The following is a 26,634-nucleotide window of genomic DNA, read 5'->3' on the forward strand; positions in this document are numbered from 1 at the left end:
CACCTGAACAATGAATTTTGTCAAAACAAAAACTGCATCAATATCTTACAAATTATCCCAGCTTGCCTAATTTTTTGTATTCGTCCTGGAAATAGTATAGCTTTTTATCCGAATTTTGGATTTATGAATTATTCAGGCTAACCTTAAAATTACATGATCATGAAAAAGCTAATTATTACATTACTGATAACTGTATCTGTTTTTAGCCTGGTTAGAGCTCAAGCTTTTCAAAAAGGAAACTTTGTTGCTAATCTCGGGGTAGGTTTTGGTTGGTATGGTTATGGGTATGGAGTTTCTTCTTTACCTGCCTTTTCGTTAAGTGGAGAATACGGATTTTTGGATATCGAAAATGTTGGCACTATTTCACTCGGCGGTATAATCGGCTATAAGCATGCATCTTATGACTATTCATGGGTGGGTTATGCAGATAAATGGGTATGGAATGATATAATTGTCGCAGCCAGAGGGGCAATACACCCTCTTTTTATTAAGAATGACAAGGTTGATATCTATGGTGGCATTGCTTTGGGTGTTCGCCTGCAAACATGGAAATATTCCAATAATTTTACCGGGACACCTGAAAAATTCACTGACAATCACACAGATGGCTTATTTGCCTTTTACGTAGGCGGCCGTTATTTTTTCACGGATAACCTGGCTGCTTTTGGCGAACTTGGATATGGCCTTGGCTATTTCACAATTGGTTTGAGTTACAAAATCAAATAATTTATTTACCGGTTGACTTTCATAGTTATTAACCTGACACCACGGTGTATTTAATCCCAGAATCACAAGAGCGATAAATGAGAAAATAACTTATCCCTTCTTAAGGTATTAAAGCGAGATAATGGCGGGTATTTCCTCAAAACGAAATATTAGGTTCGTCATGGTCAAAGTAGAGGTTGAATTTGATGATATCAGAGTAAGCTGATAATTCCCTGACTAAATCGGTATTTGTAAATTTTCTTTTAAAGGTGAACTGATAGAGTGCATCCAGTTTTCCATTTTCGCCCTGAGTTTTCATGTTCACAAGTTTCACCCGCCGGCAGTATTTTTTTAGTATATCGGCAATGATGGTGTTAGTATCTTCTGTGGGTGCGTATACCAGTTGAAGTACAAATTCCGTTTTTCCTGGTGTGCCAAAGTTGAATGTAACCAGGATGATCACCACCAGGCAAATGGTAACGGAACCGGCAATAGCTATGGCATGCAGCCCGACGCCTGAGGCCATTCCCACGGCAAGGGCAAAGAAAATAAAGACAATATCCTGTACATCCCTCACTGCAGTCCGGAAACGTATAATAGACATGGCTCCGACGAGTCCGAAAGCCCTTGCCAGGTTATTGCCGATCACCATAATGACCAGCGCAGTGATCATGGCAAGCAACACCAATGAATTGACGTAGGTTGCAGAATAACTGGGACCTTTGTATATAAATCGGTATACCAGGGCGATGATCACACCGCAAATAAATGCGACACTCAGATTGGTCAGCACTGAGTAAACATTCAGTTGAAAAAGATCGATATTCTGGAATTCTTCTAACATGTGCTTGAGTTTTTATTATGCATCCTTATTAAGGGTGATCCTGCCCCCGCGTGCTGCATTCTCTCAGAAAGCTTATGTGTGTTGATGCACATGACATATTTTGAGGCTGCCTGCTTCATTAAACCAAGCCTTCCAATAACAGGTCGCAGCCAGAAAGGAAAGTTTTCCCTGAATTTTACTTCGAAGATAAAATGTTCTTTCATGGCATAACTGGCTTTTTCTTCCTTGAACAAGTCGTCAATACCCGGATAAGGCAAACTCCGGAGATTTTTATCAATGGTCAGTCGCATTTCCTGGCCAAACCGGTCAAAATATGCTTCCCTTTCATAAATCACCAGGATCACCGGCTTCAAACGCTGGCTGTAAACATGATAGAAGAATTTCCCTGCGCCGTTGATGTCATCACTTTTCCAGTGGTCATTTTCCTGATCGTAATTAATGTCGGAGCTGTTTAACAGTCGCCTTACAAAGTCGAATGTTAACTTTTCCCGCGACTTCTCTATGGGTTCTTTAAATTTACGCTTTATTTCCAGGAAAACGATATCATCACCGATTTTCTCATTATAACCTCTTATCCTGATCTTTTTCCTGACTTTGAAGCCATCGAGTTTTTCAAAATAGAAGTCGAACTGAGGTGTGTCAAAATATATTGATCTCACCTTATACTGATGATTCGCATCAGATGCAGCATAGGGATCCAGTTCGACAAAAGGACTGAAGGCTTCCCTGAGAGCAGCCAGTTTGCTAACCGGAACGATATATTTATACTCGTATTTCATTAATCAGAACGACAACATAAAATTTCGTTTCACATATTCAAAAAGTGATACCTTATCGCAATAAATTCTGCATTTGACCACCATTCCCGGATATATGCCGGGTGAAAATTCATTTGTCACAGCCTTGGCAATGACAACCTGCTGATTTTGGATCATGCTGACATTTTCATCAAAACCTTTAAAAGTTGCTCCAATGGTTATCTTATCATCCGGTGTTGAAAATCTGACGGCGTGCAGTTTACTGAGATACACACTATTCTGGTAGGGCACCGGGATTTTCAGCACCAGATAGCTGATATCACTAACTTTCAAGATGCCGCCGAGTGATGGGTCATAACTAAGTAAACCACCCAAAGGTGATAAGATTGTATACTGTTTTTTCTGTTCTTCAAGCCTTTCTATTTCCTTATCATACGATAGGATTTTCTGTTCTGTCAGCCCCTGAACCTGGTCTTTTTCACCTGTTTTCAAAGTTATCAGCTCATTAGAGGCCACTTCAGTGTTGATCTGGGCCAGTTTTAGTGCATTTTCATACGCTTCATCTTCAGAAAGAGTGATGACACTATCGAGGAACAGCTTATGCTGCCTCTCATAATTTTTTTTCTGCAGTTCAAGTTGTTCCACAGCATAATCATATTTTCTCTGTGCATGGTCTATCATCGGTTGTTTTTCGCCTGTCGACACGACATTAAGATTCGCCTGTTCAATATCGCGGAGATTTTTGAGCCGCACAATTTCATTTTCGATAAACCAGGATTCTATAAAAGCCACTGTATCGTCTTTATGGATCAGGGTGTCAGTCTGAATGTTGTGCTTCATCTTCAATTCTGCAATGTCACCTCTTTCGAACCGGTAATTCTTAAAATCACTCAGGGCATTGGTTTCATAATTATATGATTGACCCCAGAATCCTTCTGTTTCTCCCCGGGTAAGTTTCCACTCTTTCAATGGATAAATCTTAGCCGAAGTATAAAAGTTATAACGTACGGTGATGGGCAAAAAGACAGATAAAACAGCCAAAAGCAGGATAATGATCAGTATATAGCGCCGGTTGAAATGCATGAAAAATGCTTGCTGATTTCATTTGAACGCCCAAAGATATAATTTTTTCAAGCCCATTCTCAAGTGAATCTTAAACTTTCAAGAAACACCAAAAATTGAGAAAACGCAATTAAAATAACAGGGTATCAAAAAAACAACCCGCTAGTGGAAATTTTAATTAATTTAGTCCGTCATAATTTCAAGGCAAGTTAATCTGGCAAGTTTTTATGTGAACTGGTTTAATTATCTTTCACAAAATTCACTCCTATGCAATCACTTCCATACAGGATCACAGGTTTTATAACAATTACGTTCTGGATCATCATGTTGCCGTTGACAGCGCAGGTGAAAATCAATGAATATTCGGTTTCGAATAAAAATATCATCATGGATAATTATTCGGAACACGAAGATTGGATTGAATTATTTAATGTAGGTACATCACCTTTGGACATCGGAGGCTATTATATGAGTGATTCGCCTGACAATCTGCTACAGTGGCAGATCCCTGAAGGGGTTGTGGTTCCGGCGGGCGGATACCGGATCATCTGGGCATCGGGCCGTAATGAGGTATCGGGAGATTTTGTCCACACGAATTTCAGGCTCACTCAAACCAAACCTGATCCTGAATGGATTGTCATCACCGACCCAACGGGAATAATCATAGATCAGAAGCAGCTTGAGATCACACAGTTGAATCATTCAAGAGGACGCACCGTCGATGGAGGTGAAACCTGGGGAATATTCATTAATCCGACTGCCGGCGGTTCAAACAGTATATCTACCGCCTATCTGCGTTATGCAGCCAAGCCTATGATGAGCTCCCCAGCCGGATTTTACCTTGGAGCAATCACAGTTTCTATCTCAACAGATGAGCCGGATGCACTGATCAGATATACCACAAATGGAACGGAGGTGACAGCGTCATCGGATATTTATTCAGATCCAATAAATGTTACAAGTACCAAAGTGATAAAAGCGAGGGTGTTCAGCAATAATCCGGATGTGCTCCCAGGGCTGATGGAATTTAACACGTATTTTATCAATGTAAATACCACACTGCCGGTGATTTCGGTCGCCGGTAATAATTTGACCGAATTGCTTAATGGCAATGCAGGTCTTATTCCGTATGGATCAATAGAATTTTTTAACAAAATGAAAGTGCGGACTACGATAGGATATGGTGATTTCAACAAGCATGGCCAGGATTCATGGATACATCCCCAGCGGAGTATTGATTATGTTACACGTGATGAATGTGGATATAATTATGCCCTGAAGGAGAAGTTTTTTTCTTTGTCCGACCGTGATGAGTTTCAAAGGATCATGATGCGGGCTTGCGGCGATGACAATTATCCGGGAATCGACACCAGCGCCCTTATCCGTGATGATTTTGTACAGACCTTATCCCAGAAAGCAGGCCAGTACCTTGACTGGCGCAAGTCGGAACGATGTATAATGTATGTTGACGGCGTATACTGGGGAGTATATTCTATCCGGGAAAAGGTGCCTGATTGCGATTATACACAATTCTATTATGACCAGGGAAAATATGACATTCAGTTCATCATGCTTTGGGGTGGAACATGGGCTGAGTATGGAGGTGAGCAGGCTTTATTGGACTGGCACACTCTACATAATTTCATCGTCCTTAATAATATGAGCGATCCGGCAAATTACGAATTTGTCGCAAGTCAACTGGATATCACAAGCCTGGTGGATTATTTTCTCATCAACTCATACGTTGTATGTTCCGACTGGCTCAACTGGAATGTCGGATGGTGGCGCGGCCTCAATCCTGAAGGAAGCCACATGAAATGGGGATATACCTTATGGGATGAGGATGCTACCTTTGGACATTATGTTAATTATACAGGTATACCAGCTCAAAGTCCTTATCTTCTACCCTGTTATCCTGAAGACCTAACAAATTTATGGCAGGATCCGGAAGGACATGTGACTGTGTTAAATAAATTAAGGGAAAATCCGGTTTTTACACAGTATTATGTCTCACGCTATATCGATCTTCTGAATACGGCTTTCACCGATAGTTATGCAATAAACCTTCTCGACAGCATGGCGGCTATCATTGAGCCCGAAATGGAGAAACACTGTTTCAGGTGGGGCGGAACGGTCCAGGAGTGGAGATCGAATGTTGAGAAAATCAAAGATTTCATTATCACCCGCAACAGTATCCTGAAAGAAGGCCTGATCGATTGCTATTCTCTCACCGGCCCCTATGATATCGTTGTCGATGCCCAGCCGGCGGGTGTGGGACAGGTCACCATCAATTCCCTTGAATTAAGACAATTTCCGTGGGAAGGAGAATATTTCGGTAATATCGACGTAAAGCTGACAGCCGCCGCGCTGAGTCCACAATACGAATTTGACCATTGGATCCTGGTTAACCATGAGGTGACGCCTTCCGATACTTTAAAAGATGTCGTGTTAAGCCTGACCGTCGGTGACACTATCCTAGCAGTCTTTAAACCCAGAACTATTTCTGACTCACTGGTAATCAATGAAATCAACTATCACTCTGCCGATAATTTTGATCCGGGCGACTGGGTAGAGTTCTATAATCCCATGAATTATGATTTGAATATTACGGACTGGTATTTCAGGGATTCGGATGACCTGCATACCTTTACATTCCCTGAAGGAACCGTCATAGCATCAAAGGAATATCTGGTATTATGCAGGGATACAGCCCTGTTTCACCCGTTGTTTCCTGATGTTGAGAACTTCATAGGTGATATGGGATTCGGCCTATCGGCGACAGGAGAGCTGATCAGATTATATGATCCCACAGGCATTCTCATTGATACGGTGAATTACGATAATGTAGCACCATGGCCGACTGCAGCGGACGGTACCGGCCCAACCCTTGAATTAATTAATCCTGCTTATGATAATGCATTGCCCGAAAACTGGGCTGCTTCGGATGATCATGGGACACCCGGCGCAATCAACGGAGCTTATGTCGGCCTGCCACCCGTGACTGTAAATGAACCGGTTACCTGTCAGATTTATCCAAATCCTTTCAGATCGAGAGCCATATTTACGGTTAAACAAGACAGTGAAATTGAGGATGCAACTCTGAATATCTATAATATCTTTGGGACCCTTTTTAAACGGATCGAAAACATCCATGCCGACCAGATCGAAATTTCAAGAGATGGTCTTCGTCCGGGGATGTATATTTATACATTCCTCAATCAAAAGAAAAATTTGCAGGTCACAGGGAAATTTATCATCCTGTGATGATATAGATAACACTACTGTCCGGATAAAAAGGGAGGAACATGCCAGTAGCCTTATCAATATTGCGTCCCGATGGGACTTAAAAAAATCAGGGGTTGTTTATTATTCTACCGATATTTAGTCCCTAACGGGACTGTCCCGTAGGGACAAGATATTGGTAGAAAATAAATTACAAAATAGAATTAAGTCCCGTAGGGACGAAATTGAATTTTAACCGGACAATAGTGATTTAGATAATGATACATCCATGAGAATCATAACCTGATCTAAAACGATATGAACATACGACCTGTTAGGTTAAAGGCAGACCTGAAACGCTTCATCACCCTGCCTTACAAGCTGTATAAAAATGACCCGGTATGGGTACCTCCATTGCGCGATGAGCAATACAGCCAGTTTGATCCGAGGCGTAATCCTACACTTGACCATTGTGAATATGCTCTCTTCCTTCTTGAGGACGATAATCGTATTATAGGCCGCATTGCCGCTTTTTTCGACACTCTGGCTTTGGATGTGTGGAAGGAACCGATCGGATTGTTCGGTTATTATGAATGTATTGATGATGACGCTGCATCGTGTATGCTGCTTGATGCTGCAGCCGGATGGCTGCGACAGAAGGGCATGAAGTATATGCGTGGCCCGTGGACATTTGTGTCACAGGAATGGGGACAGGTCATTGAAGGCTTCACCCCCTCACCCACTATCATGGCTCCCTATAATCCGCCTTATTATATCGGCCACCTGACCTCGTATGGATTTCAAAAGATAAAGGACCTGCTGTGTTATTATATCGCGGTTGGCGAAGGGTATGTTATTCCTAACCGTATCATGACCCTGACCGATGATGTAGCCCGGCGCTATGGCGTAAAAGTCAGGCTAGTTGACATGCGCCGGTACGACAGGGAAGTCCAGACAGTCATTGACCTGTCGAACCGCAGCCTTCTCGACAACTGGGGTTATACTCCTGTGACCGAAGCTGAAGCAAAGGCCATTGCGCATGACCTCAAGCCTGTCATCAATCCGAAGGGTGTGCTCTTTGCCGAGGATGCCCAGGGTAATCCTATCGGGTTCATCATAGCCCTGCCAAATGTCAATATGCTTCTAAAAGGGCTGAACGGTCGCCTCTTCCCTTTTGGATGGCTCAAAATTCTTATCGGGCTGCCGCGCCTGCATAATTACCGTCTATTTGCACTTGGCGTTGTGCCTGAATATCATGGCAAGGGCGTCGACAGCCTGATATACCGTGCCTTATGTGAATCGCTTTATTCGGATGATGCTTATGTGGAGATCAATTATGTGCTTGAGGACAATTTCCCGATGAATAACGCCATCATTAAGCTGAATGCCAAACCACTCAGGAGATACCGTATCTATCAGCGGGAAATCTGAATCCTGAAGAAAGAGTATTCCCAAGGATTTAGACTGACATACACACCGGATTCTGTCATTTCATCTCCGCTTTTCTCAAAGATTTCACCTGATAAGACATCATAGAATATCCACATTTTCCCCTGTAGTTCTTCAAATGGAATTCTAACATAAGCCTGTGCTTCATTATTGCTGAAATTCAGGATTATCACATACCGTTCTTCGTCGCTTTGCCAGCACCATGCCAGGATATTCAGGTTGCTGTTGCTTTTATGCCATTCCCTGCTTTCGCAAAGCTGCCAGCGGCCATTCCTGAAGGTATCGTTGTTAACGGCATTCAGCAGGGTTTTGTAAAAAGCTTCAAGTTCGCGGTCTGCAGGTTCCTCAGGTCGCCGGGTAAGAAATACCGGTACCTTTTCTTTGCGTCCTTCAAATTGACCTTCATGCAACAGCTTTGCACCAGGCAGGGTGAGCAATGCCACTGCAGCTGTGCGTGCTTTCATGGGAGACAGTGTAAAAGCTGCACGTGGCTCATCATGATTTTCGATGAAACGGATAAGCTTTGACTGGTAAGTAATATCCCCATTCAGGTGCTGCCTTATACTATCGGCATCGTCATGAATTATGCGGTCATAGAGCCGCTTGTCGTAACAGAAGTCAAAGCCCTGCTGCTGTAAATGCCACTCGAGATCCCAGTATACTTCGGCGATGAAGAGGAATTCCGGATGAGTGTCTTTTACCTCAAGTATAAGCTCAGTCCAGTAATCGCAGTCCGGTTTTTCGCCGGCACGCCGGCCCCAGGTTTGCTCAAAGATGCTGTTCATCACAAGCATAGCCATATCGCAACGGACGCCATCGCATTGATCCGCTATTTCAAGGAGCGTATCGGTCACAGCCTTCTGTAATCCGGCATTAAAGACATTGAGCTGCAAGACATCAGGCCATGCAGGATAGTATGGATCGCGGCCACGGGCGAAGATATTTCCGTTGACTTTTAGAAAGGATTGCGGATCATTCAGAAGGTCATCCGGATTGCCACGGATGAAGTACTCAGGGTGTTCCGATGTCCAGGGGTGGTCGGGAGCGACGTGGTTTGGCACAAAGTCAAGTATCAGCCGCAAGCCACGCTTTTGAAGGGCAGTCCGTGCAGCGGCCAGACCTTCCTTTCCTCCAAGGTTATCACCAACCACATATCTCCGCACGCAATATGGTGAGCCAACAATGTCCTGCGGCTGAAGATCAGGAAGAGCATGGCGGAAGTCAGACATCATGCCTTCATTGCTGATGGCTATCTGAAGGCCTGCAGGGCTCCGTTCCCAAACGCCCATCAACCATACGGCATCAACGTCGAAAGATGACAAGAAGTCCCATTCCTGTTGAGGTACAGAAGAAAGAGTGATGTGTCTGTCGTATTTCCGGCTCAGCTCCTGCAGCCAGATCCATGTGTTGATTTCATAGATGACAGGATATTTAGGCCATGGTTTCATGTAAGAAAGATTCGGGAATCATTAATAATAACAGAATAAAATTACATAGAATTCAGAATACATCCGTCATTTTTTGCACGATTGATGCCTGCTTAAATATCAAGGACAGAATGAAGTGTTATAATTGATAGAAGGAGAAATTTTGGGTATAAAAACAAATTTGTTAAGATATATCGAATATGAAGGACAGAAACATCAAGATTTATTGTATATTTGAAAAGGTTATACAGCATCTGCGTCAATCCCTCCCACATGGGTGGAAAAATGAAGAGTTGCGTTTATACATACGGTTGCTCAGCAATTTTTAGAAACACTTAACCAATGACAATAAATTCATCGACCATTCAATCGTATAATGACTGTCTTAAAAGAGAATCTGGTAAGAATGATTTTAATAGTTTAAATTTTTATATCATTCAAAAGTCTGATGGATTAGAAAAAAGGAACCTACTCATTACCCTTAAAGTCCGAAGGGAATTACCAGTATTTTTAAGTTCAATATTAGAGTATTGCCAAGAAAAATATGAAAGGATTGAAAAGACCAATCGAATAGCCCACATAAATGATCTAGTTTATTACGGTGAAAAGGTTTGGCGAGTTATTCAGCTTGTTGAAGGAAAAGCAATTATTCAAGATTTAATTGAGAAAAAATCTGATAGAATCAGTTTGGCAACAGTTGTAGCTATTGATCCCACTGATTACATTTTTCAATTTAGAAAAATCAAGATCGATTTTTCGAGCCCTAGTTTAAAAATAATTAGTTATTATGAAAGTTACTTTGATTGGCTTAAAATCATTAGGAAGAAATATTCTGGTTTCCTTGAGCATTGCGATTCTAATCCACAAGAAAAAATTCATAGTAAGGCTTTAGTTATCTCTCCAGATAGTGGCTATTATAAAAGAATATTAACTGAACTTTCTCAAATACCATTTATCTGTGATAATCAAAACAGTGCATCATGTACAAGTTTTTTTCCGATCGCTAATATTTACAAAGCATTTGATATTGCTGAGAATATTCAAAAAATCAATCAAGAATACAACGAGGTTGTTGTTATAGGAGATAATAATATTCGTAAGCATTTATCCGAAGTGATTCGACTTACGGATAGAGGAATAATCAAACGATTTATTCTCATTGGCACAGAAAAACCAGAAACTAACTTTCCGCTTACAGAGTGGCACTGGACTATAGAGGAATATAAAATATGGAATGACAAACCAATTGGCGGTGAAATTCGCTTGAAAATTACTGGTGAGACAATTTGGAACGGTGTGAGCAATGGAGTAGAAGAACTCAAGGTTTTAGTAACTAAGATAATTGATACAACCCAATCACTTCGTCAAAACATACCTGGGATTCGTCTGGATAAAGTGTACTATTTGGTTAACGAGTATTTACGCTATCTTTTACCTCCAAATTACCCACATTTGGCTGAAATAGCTCAAAAAATAAATGACTATTTGAATTGTGACGATTTTAAAGATGCTTTTTATGAAAAATCTATTTTTGACCAAGAAACGATAAAAGATTGGTCAAATCAATTGAGGGTACTTTTTGATAAGTTGAATTATTTTTTTCAGACAAAAAGTCCCAAGTTTAACCATATAAAAAGCTCGCTAAGAAGTATGGAAGACTTGGAACGTTTTAGTGGTGGTAGATATATACTGGCTACAAGAGACTTATTAGAAGAATGCCGCGGTATAAAGGACTTGCATAATGAACAATATCGGATAGGTTCAATCCCATTGTTTGATTGTCAAAATACGAGTTTTGACAAGATTATTGATTCTGAATTAAATACACCCAATGCACAATTCATTTTTCCTTTTATTTTTAACCGTGCCCAACTTGAAACAATGATAGAATGTAACGGAGATGTAAAGTTGTATTTGTATGAGGGTTTAGAAGACTTTAAATATGTAAAAGTTTTAGAGGCATATCAAAAGCAATTTTTGAATAAGATACAAGGCGAGGACCGTAAACTATTTTTCAATAGCGAGTACGTAATAAGTGAAAAGCATTCCAAAGAATCGTCAGATCAAACTACCGAACAGAACACCGATTCTCATAATGGTTTATTTGCCGAATTTAACAAACTTAGTAGTGAAAGAAGAAACTTCTTTGAACAACTCTATAATGTGGACGACGTTGACTATCAATCCCGTGAATATCAGCCACAGGATACAAGTGAATACGAAATTACTTTTGAGGATGGCGAAACATTTGTGTTACCGGCTTTCAGGCGGATTATTTTGGTAGAAAAATCAGGTAATGATGAGCAGCGTCACTTTGAAATTCCTTTAGGTTCAGTAACAATTGATCAAGAAATAATTGTATACAGAAACCATAATAAGCATTTGATTTATAATATTTTGAAAGAACAAGATAAGAGCGGGTTAATTCAAGAAATTGAAATGGCTTCAAATCTTTGGTTTAGTACCGTTAGGGAAATTCATCACCTAATTAAAAATAACTATTGGATCCTTGAACAACTTTTTGCTGACAAAGGCATAAAACTTACTTATCAAACATTGCATGGGTATTTGCTACATGAAAGGAAATTCCCGGCTGAAACAGAAACATTGGAAGCAATACGTCATATTGCGATTGACAAAGAGCTATCAAATAGTTATTTAAAAATACCCAATCAGTTACAAAATATACTGAAACGTAAAAAGCAATATCTCTCACTGACCATTATCTTAGGTAAAGGTATAAGCGATGAAATCATTCGTCACTTTTTGACAGGTGTTAAAGGAGACATTCTTGAAAAGTTGGATCCTGATATTTTTGAAGTATTAAAGTTAAATGTAAAGCAAGGAAAGGTAAAATCTATTCTTAAAAAGAAATGATCATGACAGAGCATAAAGACTTTTTTTCAAATCGTATCGAAAAATCCTTGTTAGGTCCAGGAAGTGATGTATTTGCTGTGTCTGAAAGCGAGGAGATTCTTAGTGATTACCCCTTGCAGCGCTATTATACCGGTATTTTATTTCCTGAAAAGACTATATCATCACCAGATGAAGAATTGCCAGAAGCAGAAAAGAAAGATGATACGGAAGAAGATTTTAATGCAAGTGAAGATGATACTACAGTTCACATAAAGAAAACTAAAGAAGTTACAGATGATGAAGGATATGTTGCAGCTAATCAATATTTTCCTACTAATTGTGGTATGACAATTTGCCTAAAATCAGATATTCAAAAATTAGAGATTGAGATTACTGGAGCAACCTACAAACTTGCCAAACCTGATGAAGTGAAAATAGGCTTTACTGAGAGCGAACACGAGTTGCTTTTTTCATTGCTAACTAATGATTTGAAAGATCGATTGAAGTTTGATGAAGGCAAATTGTTTTTTAATCAAAGACCAAAGGGGAAAACACAAGGAACCGTAACAGAAGATTATGCCATTCCCAGAGAGCTTCGAAAAAAGGATGAACTAAAAAACAGTGTGATAGTTGATAAATTTGAAAGGTTGCTCACGCCAGATAATCGATTATGGAAACGCTTCCCGTTCAAAGAACCAATTGAAATTAATTTAAAAAAAGATTCTCATCAAACTGTAATAGAGGATGGGGATAAAAAATTGGAGATATTGAGTAAAATCATAAACGATGAGGCATCTGGAATAAAATACTTGAAGTTACTACTTTACAATGCTTCAAAAGAACATCCTCAAAAAAGTTTTACAAACTCAAACGAGAAACTAAACAGTAATTGTTTTTATCAAGTAAAGATATCTGTCGTCCAAACAAACATATTACCATACAAGCAACCATCATTTTCAATTAATCAGTTTGATAAAGAAGCCAATCTGGTCAATTATCAATATCGATCTGTCAAGGAATATGCAATAGGCCATGGTTGTGCAATTCAATCCCAAAAGGATGGTGGTACTATTAATGTAAGTACTACTTTTCTGCCTGAGGTTAATATGCCCATGATAAGTAATCAACTAAAAGATAATCCTTTTTTTTTAACAATTCCAAATGAAAAAAAACAAAGGGTGACCGAGGTTCTCAACCTTAAAAACTTAACTATTTGGTCTAAGATTAACAAGGAGGGACTACTTCAAGAATTAAAAGAATTTGTTTCAATCTATGGCCAATGGATTGAGGGTCAAAAAGAAAGTGCTAAAACGGAAAATAATTATCGAAAATATTCAGGCTTATTAATAAAAAATCAAGAAAATGCGTATAAACGACTCTTATCATCTATAGAATTACTTCAAACAAATAAAATGGCTTTTGAATGCTTTCAATATGCCAATACTGCAATGTACATTCAATTAATAACTTCTACAGATGAACGGTTTGCCAAAAAATATAAAGAACTTAATGAATTAAAAGAGAATATCTATGATTGCCTTGATTTCTTCAAAGAGTATCAAGACAGAGACAGGGATGGAAATCCTTTTGCCTTACGCCCTTTTCAATTAGCTTTTTTCCTGCTCAACCTGAATTCAATAGTTAGGCCGGAAAAAAAAACTGAACGAGAGGTCGTTGACCTGTTGTGGTTTCCAACTGGAGGTGGTAAAACCGAAGCATATTTAGCTGTAACAGCCTTTTCAATACTTTGGCGTAGAATGATCCATCCAGACAACTATCAGGGTGTTTCAGTCATTATGCGATATACACTACGGTTACTCACTGCGCAACAATTTGAACGAGCTTCGAGATTAATTTGTGCATTAGAATTTTTACGTAGCAAAATTGTCGCTGGAGATAACTCTGGAAAGAAAAAACCATCTCATAAATTTGGAAGAGAGACAATTAGTATTGGTATGTGGGTTGGCTCCGCCACTACCCCAAATTCGAGAGATGAAGCAAAAAAGGTACACAAGGAAATAGAAGATGCGGTCAATGAGTTGAATAAAGGAAAATCAGCTTACCCGGAAGAGAAAAATAATTTTCAAATAGAAGCCTGCTCGTGGTGTGGCTGCAAAACAATCACCAAGCATCCAAAGACAAATAAACATATTCAAGCATTCAATGATCATGGTATAGCCAAATGCCTAAATGACTCGTGTCATTTTTCTGAGTTAAATAATTCAGTACTTCCCATTTATGTGGTGGATGACTACTTGTATCAAAATCCACCAACTCTATTATTCGCTACGGTAGATAAATTTGCCATGTTGTCGCACAAATCAGAAGGTCATAGATTTTTTAATTCGAAAGATGAGTATCTCCTTCCACCAGACTTGATTATTCAGGATGAACTTCATCTACTTAATGGTCCTTTGGGGTCAATCGTTGGCTTATTTGAACGAATAATCGAAGTTCTTTGTACAAAGAACGGTATTAAACCTAAGATCATTGCTTCTACTGCAACTACTCGCAATACAGAATTACAGATTAGAAATTTGTACAATAGAGATTTGGCTGTTTTCCCACCTGCAGGAATTCATTATAATGATAGTTTTTTTGCCTTCACTCTGAAAAAAAGCCGTAGAAAATATATTGGTTTTATGCCAACTGGAAAAACAGGCATGGATACCCAATTGAAATTTCTGTCCCATTTATTGTATGCCCGTGCTGAGTTGCTTGAATTTCTTAGAAAAGAATATGGCAACCAACAAGACTTGATTAGTAAGGAGTTAGATCAATACTATACTATTGTGAGTTATTATAATAGCTTGAAGGATGTTGGAAAAACCTACAATAAAGTAAATGCGGAGGTATATCAAGAGTCTCGAAGACTTCTGGAGCTATATTCCAAAAATACCTATCTCTATGACTTTATGAATAGAGGGCTTATATCACGCACCCGGGAACTTACCAGTCGTATACCAAGCAATCAAATAAAACCTGTATTGAATGAACTTGAAACCGAATTGAAAATAACTAAAGATTCGGAAAATGGTTCTTTCAAAATAGAACGCGGAGTTGATCTTGTCCTAGCTTCTAACATGATTTCCGTGGGGATTGATGTAGGAAGGTTGAATTTGATGCTAATAAATGGGCAGCCCAGGAATGTGGCGGAATACATCCAAGCGAGTAGCAGAGTGGCAAGAAGTAATGATGGAATTGTATTCAATTTGCTTGATAGCAACAGGGCTAGGGAAAAGTCCTATTTTGAAAACTATCAAAGCTTCCATAAATCTTATTACAAGTTTGTAGAACCCTTATCCTTGACCCCTAATACTGAAATTACATTTGACAAAATGCTCAACACTATGTTAGTATGCTATGTACGTCATATTCAAGGACTAGAAGCGCATCAATTTACGGGTGATATATCAAACTTAGCGAACTTTATAAGTCAAACCATCAGAGAAAACGCTTTACAAGAATTTCTTAAGGAAAAATTACAAAATCTGGCCGATGACTGGCTCGGTAAAATCAAAACAGCGGAAAGCATAAATAAAACCTTAAGGTATAACGGAAATAATCAAGCCTTAATCTCAAAAAGTAATAAACCTTGGGATTTAATGTATTCTATGCGTGAAATTGATAAGCAAAGTCTAATTCTTATCCAGAAGTAAATATGCAATACGAACCAATTCAAAACAGAAAACTAATTAGTGCCTATGGTGGAATAGGTTCAATAATAGAAACCCGTCAAGGTGCTGTAAAGATTGAAGAATTCAATAATTGGCCCTTTTTCCTAACGAATCAACATTTTGATATAAACAATCATATTTCTGATTTTAGATTCTTGTCCCGATTGCGCACCTATTTTACCAAACTTAAGGAACTCGTTCGGCTTCCAGAAAATCAATTAAATCAAGGATTCGCCCCTGAAAGTAATAAGGACTTAGTTTCTGCAATCTATTTTCCAAAATGGATGTATTGTACCTCTTGTCATTCATTTGATCATTATGATCAATGGAAGCAAAATTGGGACAATACAGTAAAAGAAATCCACAAAGATGATTTTCACCCACCCAAATGTTATAGGTGTTATGATGATAAGAAGAAGAAGGGTAGCTTTTATGAGTTGGAACAAGTGCGCTTTATCATGACTTCTCCAAGCGGCAACATCGCAGATGTACCGTGGAGTCATTGGGTATTAAGAAATTCTTTGATGAAAAATTTTGATAATCATCAAATTAATCCATCAACTACTGAAGAGGGAGAATCTGATAGCAACCAAATCTCACTTAATCTTTATGAAATCCAAATACCTGATAATCTCGAACTAAAATACAGGATTTCATCTCGTTTTGGGGATTTGAAAGGAATACGTATTGAGGCATATCAATATGGGAAGCAAATTGCTTCAACTACTTTGTCAAAGATTTTTAATCTTCGAATCTGGGAAAGTCAACATCCAGAAATACATAGTGGAAATTCACAGCTTAAAACCGTAATACGTTCAAGTAATAGTGTATATTACCCTAACATTACTCAAAGTATTTATCTTCCAGATAGGAATGCAATAAGTGATTCAGTTTGTGAAAAAATTAGGAAAAAGCATGAAAGAGGTCGGGATATTCAAAGTATAAAGGAAGATTTAGAAGATGATGGTATCCAGTTGTCTGAGAATACTATTGAATCCATTATTGCAAATAATTTTCTATCAGTCTTTAATCCTGCATTAAGTGAGGAACAATACCGTTGGGAAGAGTATAATTTTATTACCGTTCAAAGGGAATTTCGAGAAAAAGATTTTATTTTTCAGAAAGTCCAACTAGATTTTTATGATATAGAACAAATTTCCAACATTTACAAAATCGATCGGCTTAAAGTTACCTCCGTTCAAACAGCTTACACCAGACAGAAGCCAATTGATAAAGATGCTTACCTTGAGGAAAATTTGGATGGGGAAATTCAACGTAAGTATACATCTTCATATGGTATCAATACTCACTATTTGCCCGCCTACGAGAGTTTCGGTGAAGGAATCTTAATTGATTTGAATAAGGAAATTTTAAGTGAATGGGAAAACCGTCAAGAGGTAACTGAAAGAGCCGGTTATCTAAAAACTAATTTCAATAACAGTTTTTTAGGTCAGGGTCAATTCAAGGAAGTCAATCCAAGATTTATCTTAATTCATACGCTATCACACCTCATCATCAAAGAATTAGAATTCTTGTGTGGATATCCAGCTGCCTCGCTACAAGAAAGACTGTATATAAGTGGTAGAATGCAAGGATTACTCATTTATACAGTAGCTGGTGCCGAAGGAAGTTATGGTGGGCTAATTTCTCTTTGTAAATCTGAAAAAATTGGCATGTTAATTCGTTCGGCTCTTCACAGAGCCATGGATTGTGCCTCAGATCCCATTTGCTACCATACAGATCAACAAGGACAAGGAACTGCTGGACTTAATTTGGCAGCTTGTTATTCCTGCGCTTTACTACCTGAGACATCATGTGAAGAAATAAATTCATTTTTGGATAGGAAACTAGTGATTGATAAAAAAATAGGATTCTTCAAAAAAGTGAAAACTGCTGAGAAAGTTGTATAAGCGTAAGCTAAGGTAAAATGGTAATGGAATGGTTTATGCTTTTTAACTACCTTTCTATCGATTAGACATATAATCAACTTTTAAACCCAGCTTACACTTATACGAATCCTTATGTACCCGTATAAAAAGAAACATTAAATATTAAAAACACTTTTGAAAATAAAAGAATCTTCGGATACATCATGATAATTTGTGGATTTATTCTTATTGCCATTACAGCACTGAATTATCTTTTTGGATGGAAACTGGGTGTGCCACCTGCTGTGATAGGTATATTATTTTTGGCGATTGGCATGGCATGGGTGCGTAAATCAAAAAAATCTGATTAATGCCACCTTTTTTTGCCAGGAAAATCCCGAGGTGGATATATTGATTGAATCAGGGGTGATTGAATAAGTAACTTAAAATTTGCCGGAAATAACAGGTATGAACCTCGGGGCAAGTTGAGCTTGCGAAATGCCGCTCCAGCGGTACCCCGGCCCCTTTTTCCGCCCCAAGGGGCGGGGTATTATACCTTCCGACTTTGTCGGGATTGTTCGTCTTACAATTTTTGATGCGCCTTCGGCTTTCAAAAATTGAGTCTTACAAATAAAGCCGATCTTGTCCGAAATTCAGGGTGAGGACAAAATATTTCAGACTTCGTAGTATGGTTTTTCATCATCACCTTGTACCATCCGCCGAATGTGGAGTCACTTACACGGCGGTTTCCCGATTTCGTGGAGTTTATCCCGCCAAAGGCGGGACAGTCGCGCTTCATTCAGTGAATGGGTCACCCCAAGCCATCTCAGAAAAATCGGGGCAGGCTTTGCACTCTCCGGAAAATTATTTCACACTCGTCGTTTGCTCTTAAAATTATATTTGTATTTTTAACCTGTTTCAACAGCTTACAACAAGCGTGCACGCTCATGCAGGGCACACACAAGCCGGCAATCGTGCAATGCAGGGTATGCTGGTAAGGAAAGTGTTGGTGCTAAAAGACATGATTACGAAAAGCAAATATAAAACCTGCTAAATCTTGCATTGCGGCTGCCGGCGGGGAAGTTATAGGAAATTTAAACAACGGCACTGGAATAATAAACGCTAACCATCGATAAAATATTTGACCAGTTTTAATCTGACAATTATAACCCAAATCGAAAATGATAAAATTAAGCTTTTTATTCTTTTTTACGCTTATTTCAGGATTCTCTTTTGCTCAATGGACATGGATAAATCCATTACCACAAGGTAATCCTCTTTACAATGTAAAGTTTATTTCGACAACATCGGGCTGGGCCGTTGGTCAATGTGGTACAATCCTGAAAACCACAAACGGCGGAGCAGACTGGGCTTTGCAATCAAGCGGAACTACAAATGTGTTGTTAGGTGTCTCCTTTTCTGATGCAAATACCGGAACTGCTGTTGGTATTTATGGCCCAATCCTAAGAACCACAAACGGCGGAACAACGTGGGCCCCACAATCAAGTGGAACAACGCAACATTTGTACGGGGTGTCATTTACCGATACAAATAATGGGACGGCTGTTGGTGATGGAGGCACTATTCTCAGAACCACTAATGGAGGAACAACCTGGACTTTGCAATCAAGCGGAACATTAAACCTATTGCTTAGTATCTCCTTTATTGATGCCAACTACGGGACGGTTGTTGGTGATGGAGGCACTATTCTCAGAACCACAAACGGGGGAACAACCTGGACTGCACAATCAAGCGGAACTTCAAACACTCTGTTTGGAGTTTCCTTTACCAATTCAAATATTGGGACGGCTGTTGGTCGTGAAGGCACAATTCTCAGAACAACAAATGGAGGGACAACCTGGTCTTTACAACCAAGCGGAACAACAAACCAAATATATAGTGTCTCCTTTACTGATACTAATTATGGGACGGCTGTTGGTGATATAGGTACAATACTCAGAACTACGAACGGAGGAACAACATGGACTTTACTCCCAGGGCCAGATCATTGGCTGATGAGTGTCTCATTTACAGATGCTAATAATGGGACTGTTGTAGGTGGTGGGGATTTTAATGTGACATCAATAATCCTCCGTACTATAGATGGTGGAACGACCTGGACAGAACAATCAAGCGCAATAACCGGCCGGTGGTTGACTAAGGTCTCCTTTGCTGATGCAAATTGCGGGATAGCCGTTGGTTTAATGGGTGCAATTATTAGGACAACAAACGGTGGAAAAACTTGGACTTCACAATCAAGCGGAACAACAGCCTGGCTGGAGGATGTCGTCTTTATTGACGCAAATACCTGGATAGCAGTTGGTAATCCAGGAGGTATGATCCTCAGAACCACAAACGATGGGACAACCTGGACTTCACAATCAATACAACCAATCGGAAAAGTATACGCTTTGTATGGTGTCTCCTTTACCGATCCAAATAATGGGACGATTGTTGGTGGTGTTTGGAATGGCATAGATTATGACGCCTTAATTTTCAGAACCACAGACGGCGGGACAACCTGGCAGAAACAATTCAGCGGGACAACTGGCGATCTGCATGGCGTCTCTTTTTACGACGCAAATAACGGAACGGCTGTTGGTGAATATTTGAATGGCTCATATTATGAGGGCTTTATTCTCAGAACCACTAATGGAGGAAATACATGGACTATAAATTCAACGGCAATAACAAATGGTTTGACATGCGTTAACTTTAGTGATGCAAATAACGGGGCGACAGTGGGTTGTGAAGGTATAATACTAAGAACTACTGACGGTGGGGAAACCTGGATTGAACAATTAAGCGGAACAACAGAAGTTTTGTATGATGTTTACTTTTCCGATGCAAATATCGGGACAATAGTAGGTTTCCAGGGCACAATCCTTAGAACAATAAACGGAGGAACAACCTGGTCTTTACAATCAAGTGGAACAAAAAATTCTTTAGATGGTGTCTGTTTTACCGATGCAATTCATGGGATAGTTGTTGGCCAGGGTGGCACAATCCTGAGAACCAGCAATGGAGGGTCTACTTTTATTGAAGAATCCAAATCACTAGAATCAACATTCAGTATTTATCCTAACCCGGCAACTGATAAAATTACTATTTCAAAAAATGGCAAGTCGGCTGGAGAAACTATTGTAAGTATTCTTAATATAAATGGAGAACTTTTAACACAGGAAACGTTCAGGAATCAGGACATGATTGAGAAGGATGTTAGTATGCTGGTAAAAGGCATTTATTTGGTGAAAATACAGACTAAGGAGGGAATTGAAAGTAAAAAGTTGGTGATTCAGTGATAAAAATTAAGAATTCCATAGAACTAAGCCTGCCCATAATACAGGATAAATGCAAGCGGGCGGCCGCCTGAGGCGGAGTCATGTACACGGCGGTTTCCTGATTTCGTGGAGTTTATCCCATCAAAGGCGGGACAGTCGCGCTTCCTTCAGTGAATGGGTCACCCCACGCCATCCCAGAAAAATCGGGGCAGGCTTTGCACCCTCCGGAAAATTATTTCACACTCGTCGTTTTCTCTTGAAATTATATTTGTATTTTTAACCTGTTTCAACAGCTTACAATAAGCGTGGGCTGCATGCAATGCTTTAAAATTATAATTTTGTTCAAAAGATTGATATGCAAAGGATAATTGAAGATAATAAAGATAAGATTGAGGCATTATGCAGAATGTACAATGTTAAATCATTATTTGCTTTTGGTTCGGTATGTACTGATAATTTCAATGACCAAAGCGATATTGACTTATTGATTGCTTTTAAAGCCATGGATTATGGTGATTACGCAGATTCATACTTAACCCTTGCAGATAAATTTGAAGAACTTTTTAAACGCCCGGTCGATTTGATAACGGATAAATCCTTGTCAAATCCATATTTCATCAATTCATTGAATCAAACTAAAACATTGATTTATGAATAACGAAATCCGAAAATTTCTTTATGATATTCAGGTTTCCATTGATTCGATTGAAAATTATCTTGGCGATAAGAGAGACTATAATATATACAAGTCAAACAAAATGCTGAGAAGGGCTATTGAACGTGAGTTTGAAATCATTGGAGAAGCATTGCATTACATTGATAAGATAGATTCGAACCTGGAAATCTCAAGTAAAAGACAAATTATTGGCATGCGAAACAGAGTCATTCATGGGTATGACAAAATTGATGATGAAATAGTTTGGGGTACAATCGTACGGCACTTACCTATTCTTAAAGCAGAGGTAGCAAAATTACTTAAATAAACATTACTGTCCGGATACAAAGGCAGGAACAAGCCAGAAGCCTTATCAATATTGCGTCCCGAAGGGACTTAAAAAATTGGGGTTGTTTACTGTTCTACCGATATTTGGTCCCTAACGGGACTGTCCCATAGGGACAAGATGTTGGTAGAAAGTAAATTGCAAAATTGGATTAAGTCCCGTCGGGACGAAATAGAATTTTAACCGGACAATAGTGATTTTTTTTGTAATTTTGGAAAAAGCCAAATCATGACCATAGCAGATTTAAAACTTAAGATATTTCGACAAGTCGATTCGTTGGAGAAGAGTCGGTTAGAAGAGCTTTATGGCGTATTGCTTAATTATTTAAATGGGCAGAAAGATATTGGAGATTGGGAAAAACTTACAGAAGAGCAGAGGCAAGGAATCCTTGATGCAATTGATGAAATAGATGCAGGAAAGGGTGTACCCCACGAAAAGGTAATAGCCAAAATGCGTAAGAAATACGTTCATGCCTAAACAGATCATTTGGTCTCCTTTATCAGAAAAGGATTTTTCATATATCCTGGAGTATCTTTCTAAGAATTGGGATAATCAAGTAGCCTCAAAATTCATCGAAATTACTGATCATTTAATAAACCAAATTTCAATCAATCCAAAGCAATTTCCTGTAATCCAAAAGAAGAAAAAGGTAAGGAAATGTGTAATTACAAAACATAACACACTATATTACAGGGAGAGAAAAGCATACGTTGATATTTTAAGAATCTTTGATAACAGGCAAGATACCCGAAAGCTTAAGTTCTATTAATGCACATTGCCTGATCGGCCAAGCAGCCTCAGCCATCTTTACACGGGGAGCACCTCACCCCTCACCCCTACTCAAACCACACCCACACCGACACCCACACCCACACCCATGTCACTCATGTCATGTAATCCCTAAAAAGATTTGTATTTTTGATCTTATTGTACAGCTTACAACAAGTTAGCAACAAACCAATTAAAAAGTTTAGCACGACGTATTTAATAAGTTTCAGAAGATTATTACCTTTGGGTTATGTTTATAAAAGATGAAATACATAAAAGACTGACTGAGTTTAACACCGTGTGTAAAAATCACAATGTTAGCTATCTTTATGCCTTTGGCTCTTCAATTACCAATCGATTCGATAGTGAAAAAAGCGATATAGACTTGTTAGTGGAGATTAACGATTCTGACCCGGTTGATAGAGGTGAAAAACTGATTTCCTTATGGGATACTTTTGAGCATTTTTTTCAGAGGAGAGTCGATTTACTTACAGATTCATCAATTCATAATCCTTTCTTAAGAAAAAGCATCGATTCTACAAAAATTTTGATTTATGACGGAGCAAGGCAAAAAGTACTTGTCTGATATCTTACGGGCAATAGAGCTTATTGAGCAGTTTTCAGAACCTATTATAACTTTTTCCGATTACTTGAAGGATTTGAAGACTCAGAGTGCAATTGAACGTCAGCTCAGCATTATTGGAGAGGCTGTTAATAAATTTGACAAGTTGCTTCCAGAAATGACACTTGAGAATGCAAGAAAGATAGTTGGATTTCGTAACCGATTAATTCATACCTATGATGCTGTCGATCCATCAATGATTTGGGCTATAATAAAAAACCACTTGCCTCTTCTAAAGGGTGAAGTCATAGCAAAATTAAAATAAATTGTTCTGTTGCCAATCGAGTAGGTGGTCCCGCCAATGGCGGGATGCACCTCTCCCACTATCCGCCTGAGGCGGATCACTTACACGACGGTTCAAAACTAAATACATGACCGGTTTATATAAAAAATTCAAAATCATATTGTTAATCCAAATGCTCTGCTTTACCGGAATCATTGGTTGGAGCCAAAAGCTTAATTTAAAAGTAGTGGGCGATGATGAACAGGGTTTCACTGTGGATATTTATAGTGGAGGCCATCTATTAATTCATAATACTGAAGAGTTTTCACTTCGGATGGCCAACCTGGATTTAAGCGAGATCGTTGAAATACCTGCATGGAGAGGATCAAAATGGACCGGTGATGATAGCATAGTGCATTTATTTAAAGAGACCTATGTGTTAGAGCTGGATTTGAATTTATCAATACGTGTCACCTATGAAGTAATAAATCAAAATGTAATTAAGAAGAGTGTCGATTTATTCCAATCCGGCATGCCTTCCCTATATTATACCATTGAGGAAACTGCAAAACCAGCAGAAACACCCATAAAATACGTCACCTTTGAATACGATGATTTTCCCGGGGGCTTTGCACACGAAATTTTCCCATCTGCCGGTTTTGTAACTCCTGATAACCAAGTGGTTGGATTTTTAACGGATGCAGGTTATTTAAATCACTATACACGTACCACCCGCCGGCGTTTTAACGGACATGGCGGCGGTTTTGTGGGAATGAGGATGCTGCCTGATCCTGCTTTGATTTCGGTGGCCACATTAGCAGAAAGAGAAAGAAACCAAAATTATGTCAGGCAGACATTTGGCGAAGTTTATAATTTGGATGCCGGAAAGGAATTGGCACTAAAAATTGATGATAAGTTTCAAAAAGTCGGAGATGTTGACATTGAAAAACAGCCTGGGCTGATTACACTCAATTGTAACGCTTCTGATCGCTCGGGTATTGAAATTATCACTCCATTGACAGATCAAAAGGTATACACCATTTCCTTTCTTTGCCGGGGAACTTCGCTGGTAGCACTTAAACTATTCCGTGTTAAAAACGGCATAAAAACCCTTGAACTGGAGCACGGAATCAAGTACATAGATAAATTTCCTGTAGCGGAAAATGAGTGGACCCTTTTTACGGGAAGCGTTTTAGTTCCTTATATAGAAAAGGACACGGTGACTATGTTTATTGGCTCACAATCCGGCAAAAAAAGCTGGATTCAGATTAAGGATCTGAAAATTGCAGAGCATCAACCTCAAAAACAACCTTACAATGTAATTCCAATGGGAGAAAAGGTCACAAAAACAACGTATGTCTTTGTTGAACCCTGGAAGAGCCATCACGATTTCATGATTTCTTCACAATTGCGTCTTGCCGAAGGAAAGGAATTTGAGGGTTCCGTGATAGAGAAAATGCTGTATGCCAACTTCAATATGCTGACGTGGATAACCTCGATAGACGATATTACACCTTTTAATGTGCCCAACATGAACTATTCCCCCGATATGTATAACCGGGATTCATTTTTTTCCATCGTGTCAAGCTATAATGAAGAATTGAATCTTAAGATTTGGGAGCAATGGGGTAAAACTCAATCCTCCACGGGGGGTATAGCCACCATCATAACGCCTTATATGGGAACTGTGGAAGTAAAAGGCAATGAGGCCACCATTCAATGGCTGATTTGGGCCATGCTGAATAAACGACGTTTCGACGTTACCCTGCCCGCAGAGAAGATAAACAAGGCCATTGAATACGTCTTAAATGAATTTGATGAAGACAGAGACGGAATATGCCGATCGCATTTTATTCTTGGCCAAATAGATGTTATCGACTATCAAACCAAAACTGACCGTCTTGCTGTAAACCAGGGAATGTTTGCTATAGCACTGCGGACAATTAAAGAATTGGGGGTTGATTTATCAGAAGCATATATCGAAAAGGCCGAAGAAGGGTATCGTAATTTTTACGATAGCGAAAGAAAACATTTATTATTCGACAGGAATTTCCCGGATATCATTTCCTTATCTGACCTGGAACCGGAATTTTTCTCATTGTGGTTATTTGACAGAGCTATGTTAACCGATACAATGGTAATCAATCATCTGGAACAAGTACCCATACTTAATAAAGTGTCAGATTCACCTCACCCAAACTATGGCACAACAGCACCAATATGTATAAGATTAACTGATGATGAAAAAGGATATGCCTACTTAACTCCCGATTACCAGCCTTTCGGAGAATTTGGGGAATCAAATTACAGAGATGGTGCCGGAGACGGTTTTTATTGCAATGGAGGCAGTTGGATGCGTGCTGAATATTGTGCCTATGTTGTTGGTTTAAAGCATGGATGGAAAAAGGCATACGATCTCATGGAAAACAGGGTCTGGGCTGAGATTAATCTCAATCCGGAATGGCCTTTCAGCAAAGAATTTATCCCGACAAAATGGACAACGACCGATTCCTGGTGGTCATCAACCCGGGGGCTGTGCTGGAATGTTTTTATACTCATGGCAAACGAGGTTGCCGGTTTTCGTACACCGGACATGGATCCTGATTATAAAAAATAGAAGCACATTTAAACTGAAGAGATTACTTCTGAAAAGCGTCCTAAAATTGATAGTTTAGCACTTCAAATCCGCTACTCTCCATATCAAGGACGTTATGGGGTATGTAATATTTTATCACTACTGACCGACTAAATTAATACAAAAGAGGGTACTCCCAACGGGTTTCCCCTCAATGTTGTAGTTTTGTTTTGCGAACCAAAAACTGCAACATGGGTAAAGATACAGAAATAAAATTAGTCGGACAGCCGATTTTT

Annotated in this window: 19 protein-coding genes; 15 read left to right on the forward strand and 4 right to left on the reverse strand. The window is 39.2% G+C overall.

Annotated features, from left to right (window positions below; translation table 11 throughout):
* The first annotated feature begins 159 nt into the window (after positions 1-159).
* Positions 160-726: a hypothetical protein gene (locus NT175_06390; GenBank protein MCX6234341.1), complete on the forward strand. Its 567-nt coding sequence runs from the start codon at positions 160-162 to the stop codon at positions 724-726.
* Positions 727-862: 136 nt separating this feature from the next.
* On the opposite strand, the gene NT175_06395 is transcribed toward NT175_06390, so the two are convergent.
* From NT175_06395 to NT175_06405, 3 genes are read right to left on the reverse strand one after another with little or no spacing between them, the layout of a single operon-like run.
* Complete coding sequence (locus NT175_06395; protein ID MCX6234342.1) at positions 863-1,549, reverse strand: DUF4956 domain-containing protein; 687 nt, start codon at positions 1,547-1,549, stop codon at positions 863-865.
* Positions 1,543-2,328 (reverse strand): polyphosphate polymerase domain-containing protein, encoded by a 786-nt coding sequence (locus NT175_06400; GenBank protein MCX6234343.1) that lies wholly within the window; start codon positions 2,326-2,328, stop codon positions 1,543-1,545. The genes NT175_06395 and NT175_06400 overlap by 7 nt, the downstream gene beginning before the upstream one ends.
* A gap of 3 nt (positions 2,329-2,331) precedes the next feature.
* Entirely contained in the window at positions 2,332-3,390 is a 1,059-nt protein-coding gene (locus NT175_06405) for a hypothetical protein (protein ID MCX6234344.1), read from the reverse strand.
* Positions 3,391-3,636: 246 nt separating this feature from the next.
* On the opposite strand from NT175_06405, the gene NT175_06410 reads away from it, so the two are divergent.
* Both NT175_06410 and NT175_06415 read left to right on the forward strand, forming a co-directional pair.
* Positions 3,637-6,633 (forward strand): lamin tail domain-containing protein, encoded by a 2,997-nt coding sequence (locus tag NT175_06410; protein MCX6234345.1) that lies wholly within the window; start codon positions 3,637-3,639, stop codon positions 6,631-6,633.
* Positions 6,634-6,909: 276 nt separating this feature from the next.
* The gene (locus NT175_06415) at positions 6,910-8,022 is read left to right on the forward strand and encodes a hypothetical protein (GenBank protein ID MCX6234346.1); all 1,113 of its coding nucleotides are present in this window, start codon (positions 6,910-6,912) and stop codon (positions 8,020-8,022) included.
* Here the strand turns inward: NT175_06415 and NT175_06420 are convergent.
* Positions 8,007-9,488 carry an alpha-amylase family glycosyl hydrolase gene (locus NT175_06420; GenBank protein MCX6234347.1) on the reverse strand — a complete coding sequence of 494 codons (1,482 nt, stop codon included), beginning with the start codon at positions 9,486-9,488 and terminating at the stop codon, positions 8,007-8,009. The two genes, NT175_06415 and NT175_06420, sit on opposite strands and share 16 nt — an antisense overlap.
* Before the next feature lie 321 nt (positions 9,489-9,809).
* Between NT175_06420 and NT175_06425 the strand changes: the two genes are divergently transcribed.
* The 12 genes from NT175_06425 to NT175_06480 all read left to right on the forward strand — a co-directional run bounded on the left by NT175_06425 (position 9,810) and on the right by NT175_06480 (position 26,380).
* Complete coding sequence (locus tag NT175_06425) at positions 9,810-12,344, forward strand: hypothetical protein (protein MCX6234348.1); 2,535 nt, start codon at positions 9,810-9,812, stop codon at positions 12,342-12,344.
* 2 nt (positions 12,345-12,346) lie between these two features.
* The gene (locus tag NT175_06430; GenBank protein MCX6234349.1) at positions 12,347-15,982 is read left to right on the forward strand and encodes a helicase-related protein; all 3,636 of its coding nucleotides are present in this window, start codon (positions 12,347-12,349) and stop codon (positions 15,980-15,982) included.
* 2 nt (positions 15,983-15,984) lie between these two features.
* Complete coding sequence (locus tag NT175_06435) at positions 15,985-17,910, forward strand: DUF1998 domain-containing protein (protein MCX6234350.1); 1,926 nt, start codon at positions 15,985-15,987, stop codon at positions 17,908-17,910.
* A gap of 182 nt (positions 17,911-18,092) precedes the next feature.
* Positions 18,093-18,239 carry a hypothetical protein gene (locus NT175_06440; GenBank protein MCX6234351.1) on the forward strand — a complete coding sequence of 49 codons (147 nt, stop codon included), beginning with the start codon at positions 18,093-18,095 and terminating at the stop codon, positions 18,237-18,239.
* Between the two features lie 810 nt (positions 18,240-19,049).
* Positions 19,050-21,170, forward strand: coding sequence for a YCF48-related protein (locus tag NT175_06445; protein MCX6234352.1), 2,121 nt, complete (start codon positions 19,050-19,052; stop codon positions 21,168-21,170).
* Positions 21,171-21,504: 334 nt separating this feature from the next.
* Positions 21,505-21,807 carry a nucleotidyltransferase domain-containing protein gene (locus NT175_06450; GenBank protein ID MCX6234353.1) on the forward strand — a complete coding sequence of 101 codons (303 nt, stop codon included), beginning with the start codon at positions 21,505-21,507 and terminating at the stop codon, positions 21,805-21,807.
* Positions 21,800-22,132, forward strand: a complete 333-nt coding sequence (locus tag NT175_06455) for a DUF86 domain-containing protein (protein ID MCX6234354.1) — start codon at positions 21,800-21,802, stop codon at positions 22,130-22,132. Before NT175_06450 ends, NT175_06455 begins: the two co-directional genes overlap by 8 nt.
* A gap of 246 nt (positions 22,133-22,378) precedes the next feature.
* Positions 22,379-22,627, forward strand: coding sequence for a hypothetical protein (locus NT175_06460; protein ID MCX6234355.1), 249 nt, complete (start codon positions 22,379-22,381; stop codon positions 22,625-22,627).
* The gene (locus tag NT175_06465) at positions 22,620-22,919 is read left to right on the forward strand and encodes a type II toxin-antitoxin system RelE/ParE family toxin (GenBank protein ID MCX6234356.1); all 300 of its coding nucleotides are present in this window, start codon (positions 22,620-22,622) and stop codon (positions 22,917-22,919) included. Before NT175_06460 ends, NT175_06465 begins: the two co-directional genes overlap by 8 nt.
* 249 nt (positions 22,920-23,168) lie before the next feature.
* Complete coding sequence (locus NT175_06470) at positions 23,169-23,504, forward strand: nucleotidyltransferase domain-containing protein (GenBank protein ID MCX6234357.1); 336 nt, start codon at positions 23,169-23,171, stop codon at positions 23,502-23,504.
* Complete coding sequence (locus NT175_06475) at positions 23,473-23,805, forward strand: DUF86 domain-containing protein (GenBank protein MCX6234358.1); 333 nt, start codon at positions 23,473-23,475, stop codon at positions 23,803-23,805. The genes NT175_06470 and NT175_06475 overlap by 32 nt, the downstream gene beginning before the upstream one ends.
* Before the next feature lie 106 nt (positions 23,806-23,911).
* Positions 23,912-26,380: a hypothetical protein gene (locus NT175_06480; GenBank protein ID MCX6234359.1), complete on the forward strand. Its 2,469-nt coding sequence runs from the start codon at positions 23,912-23,914 to the stop codon at positions 26,378-26,380.
* Positions 26,381-26,634: the final 254 nt, after the last annotated feature.

The organism is Bacteroidota bacterium (assembly GCA_026391695.1).
GTDB lineage: Bacteria > Bacteroidota > Bacteroidia > Bacteroidales > JAGONC01 > JAPLDP01.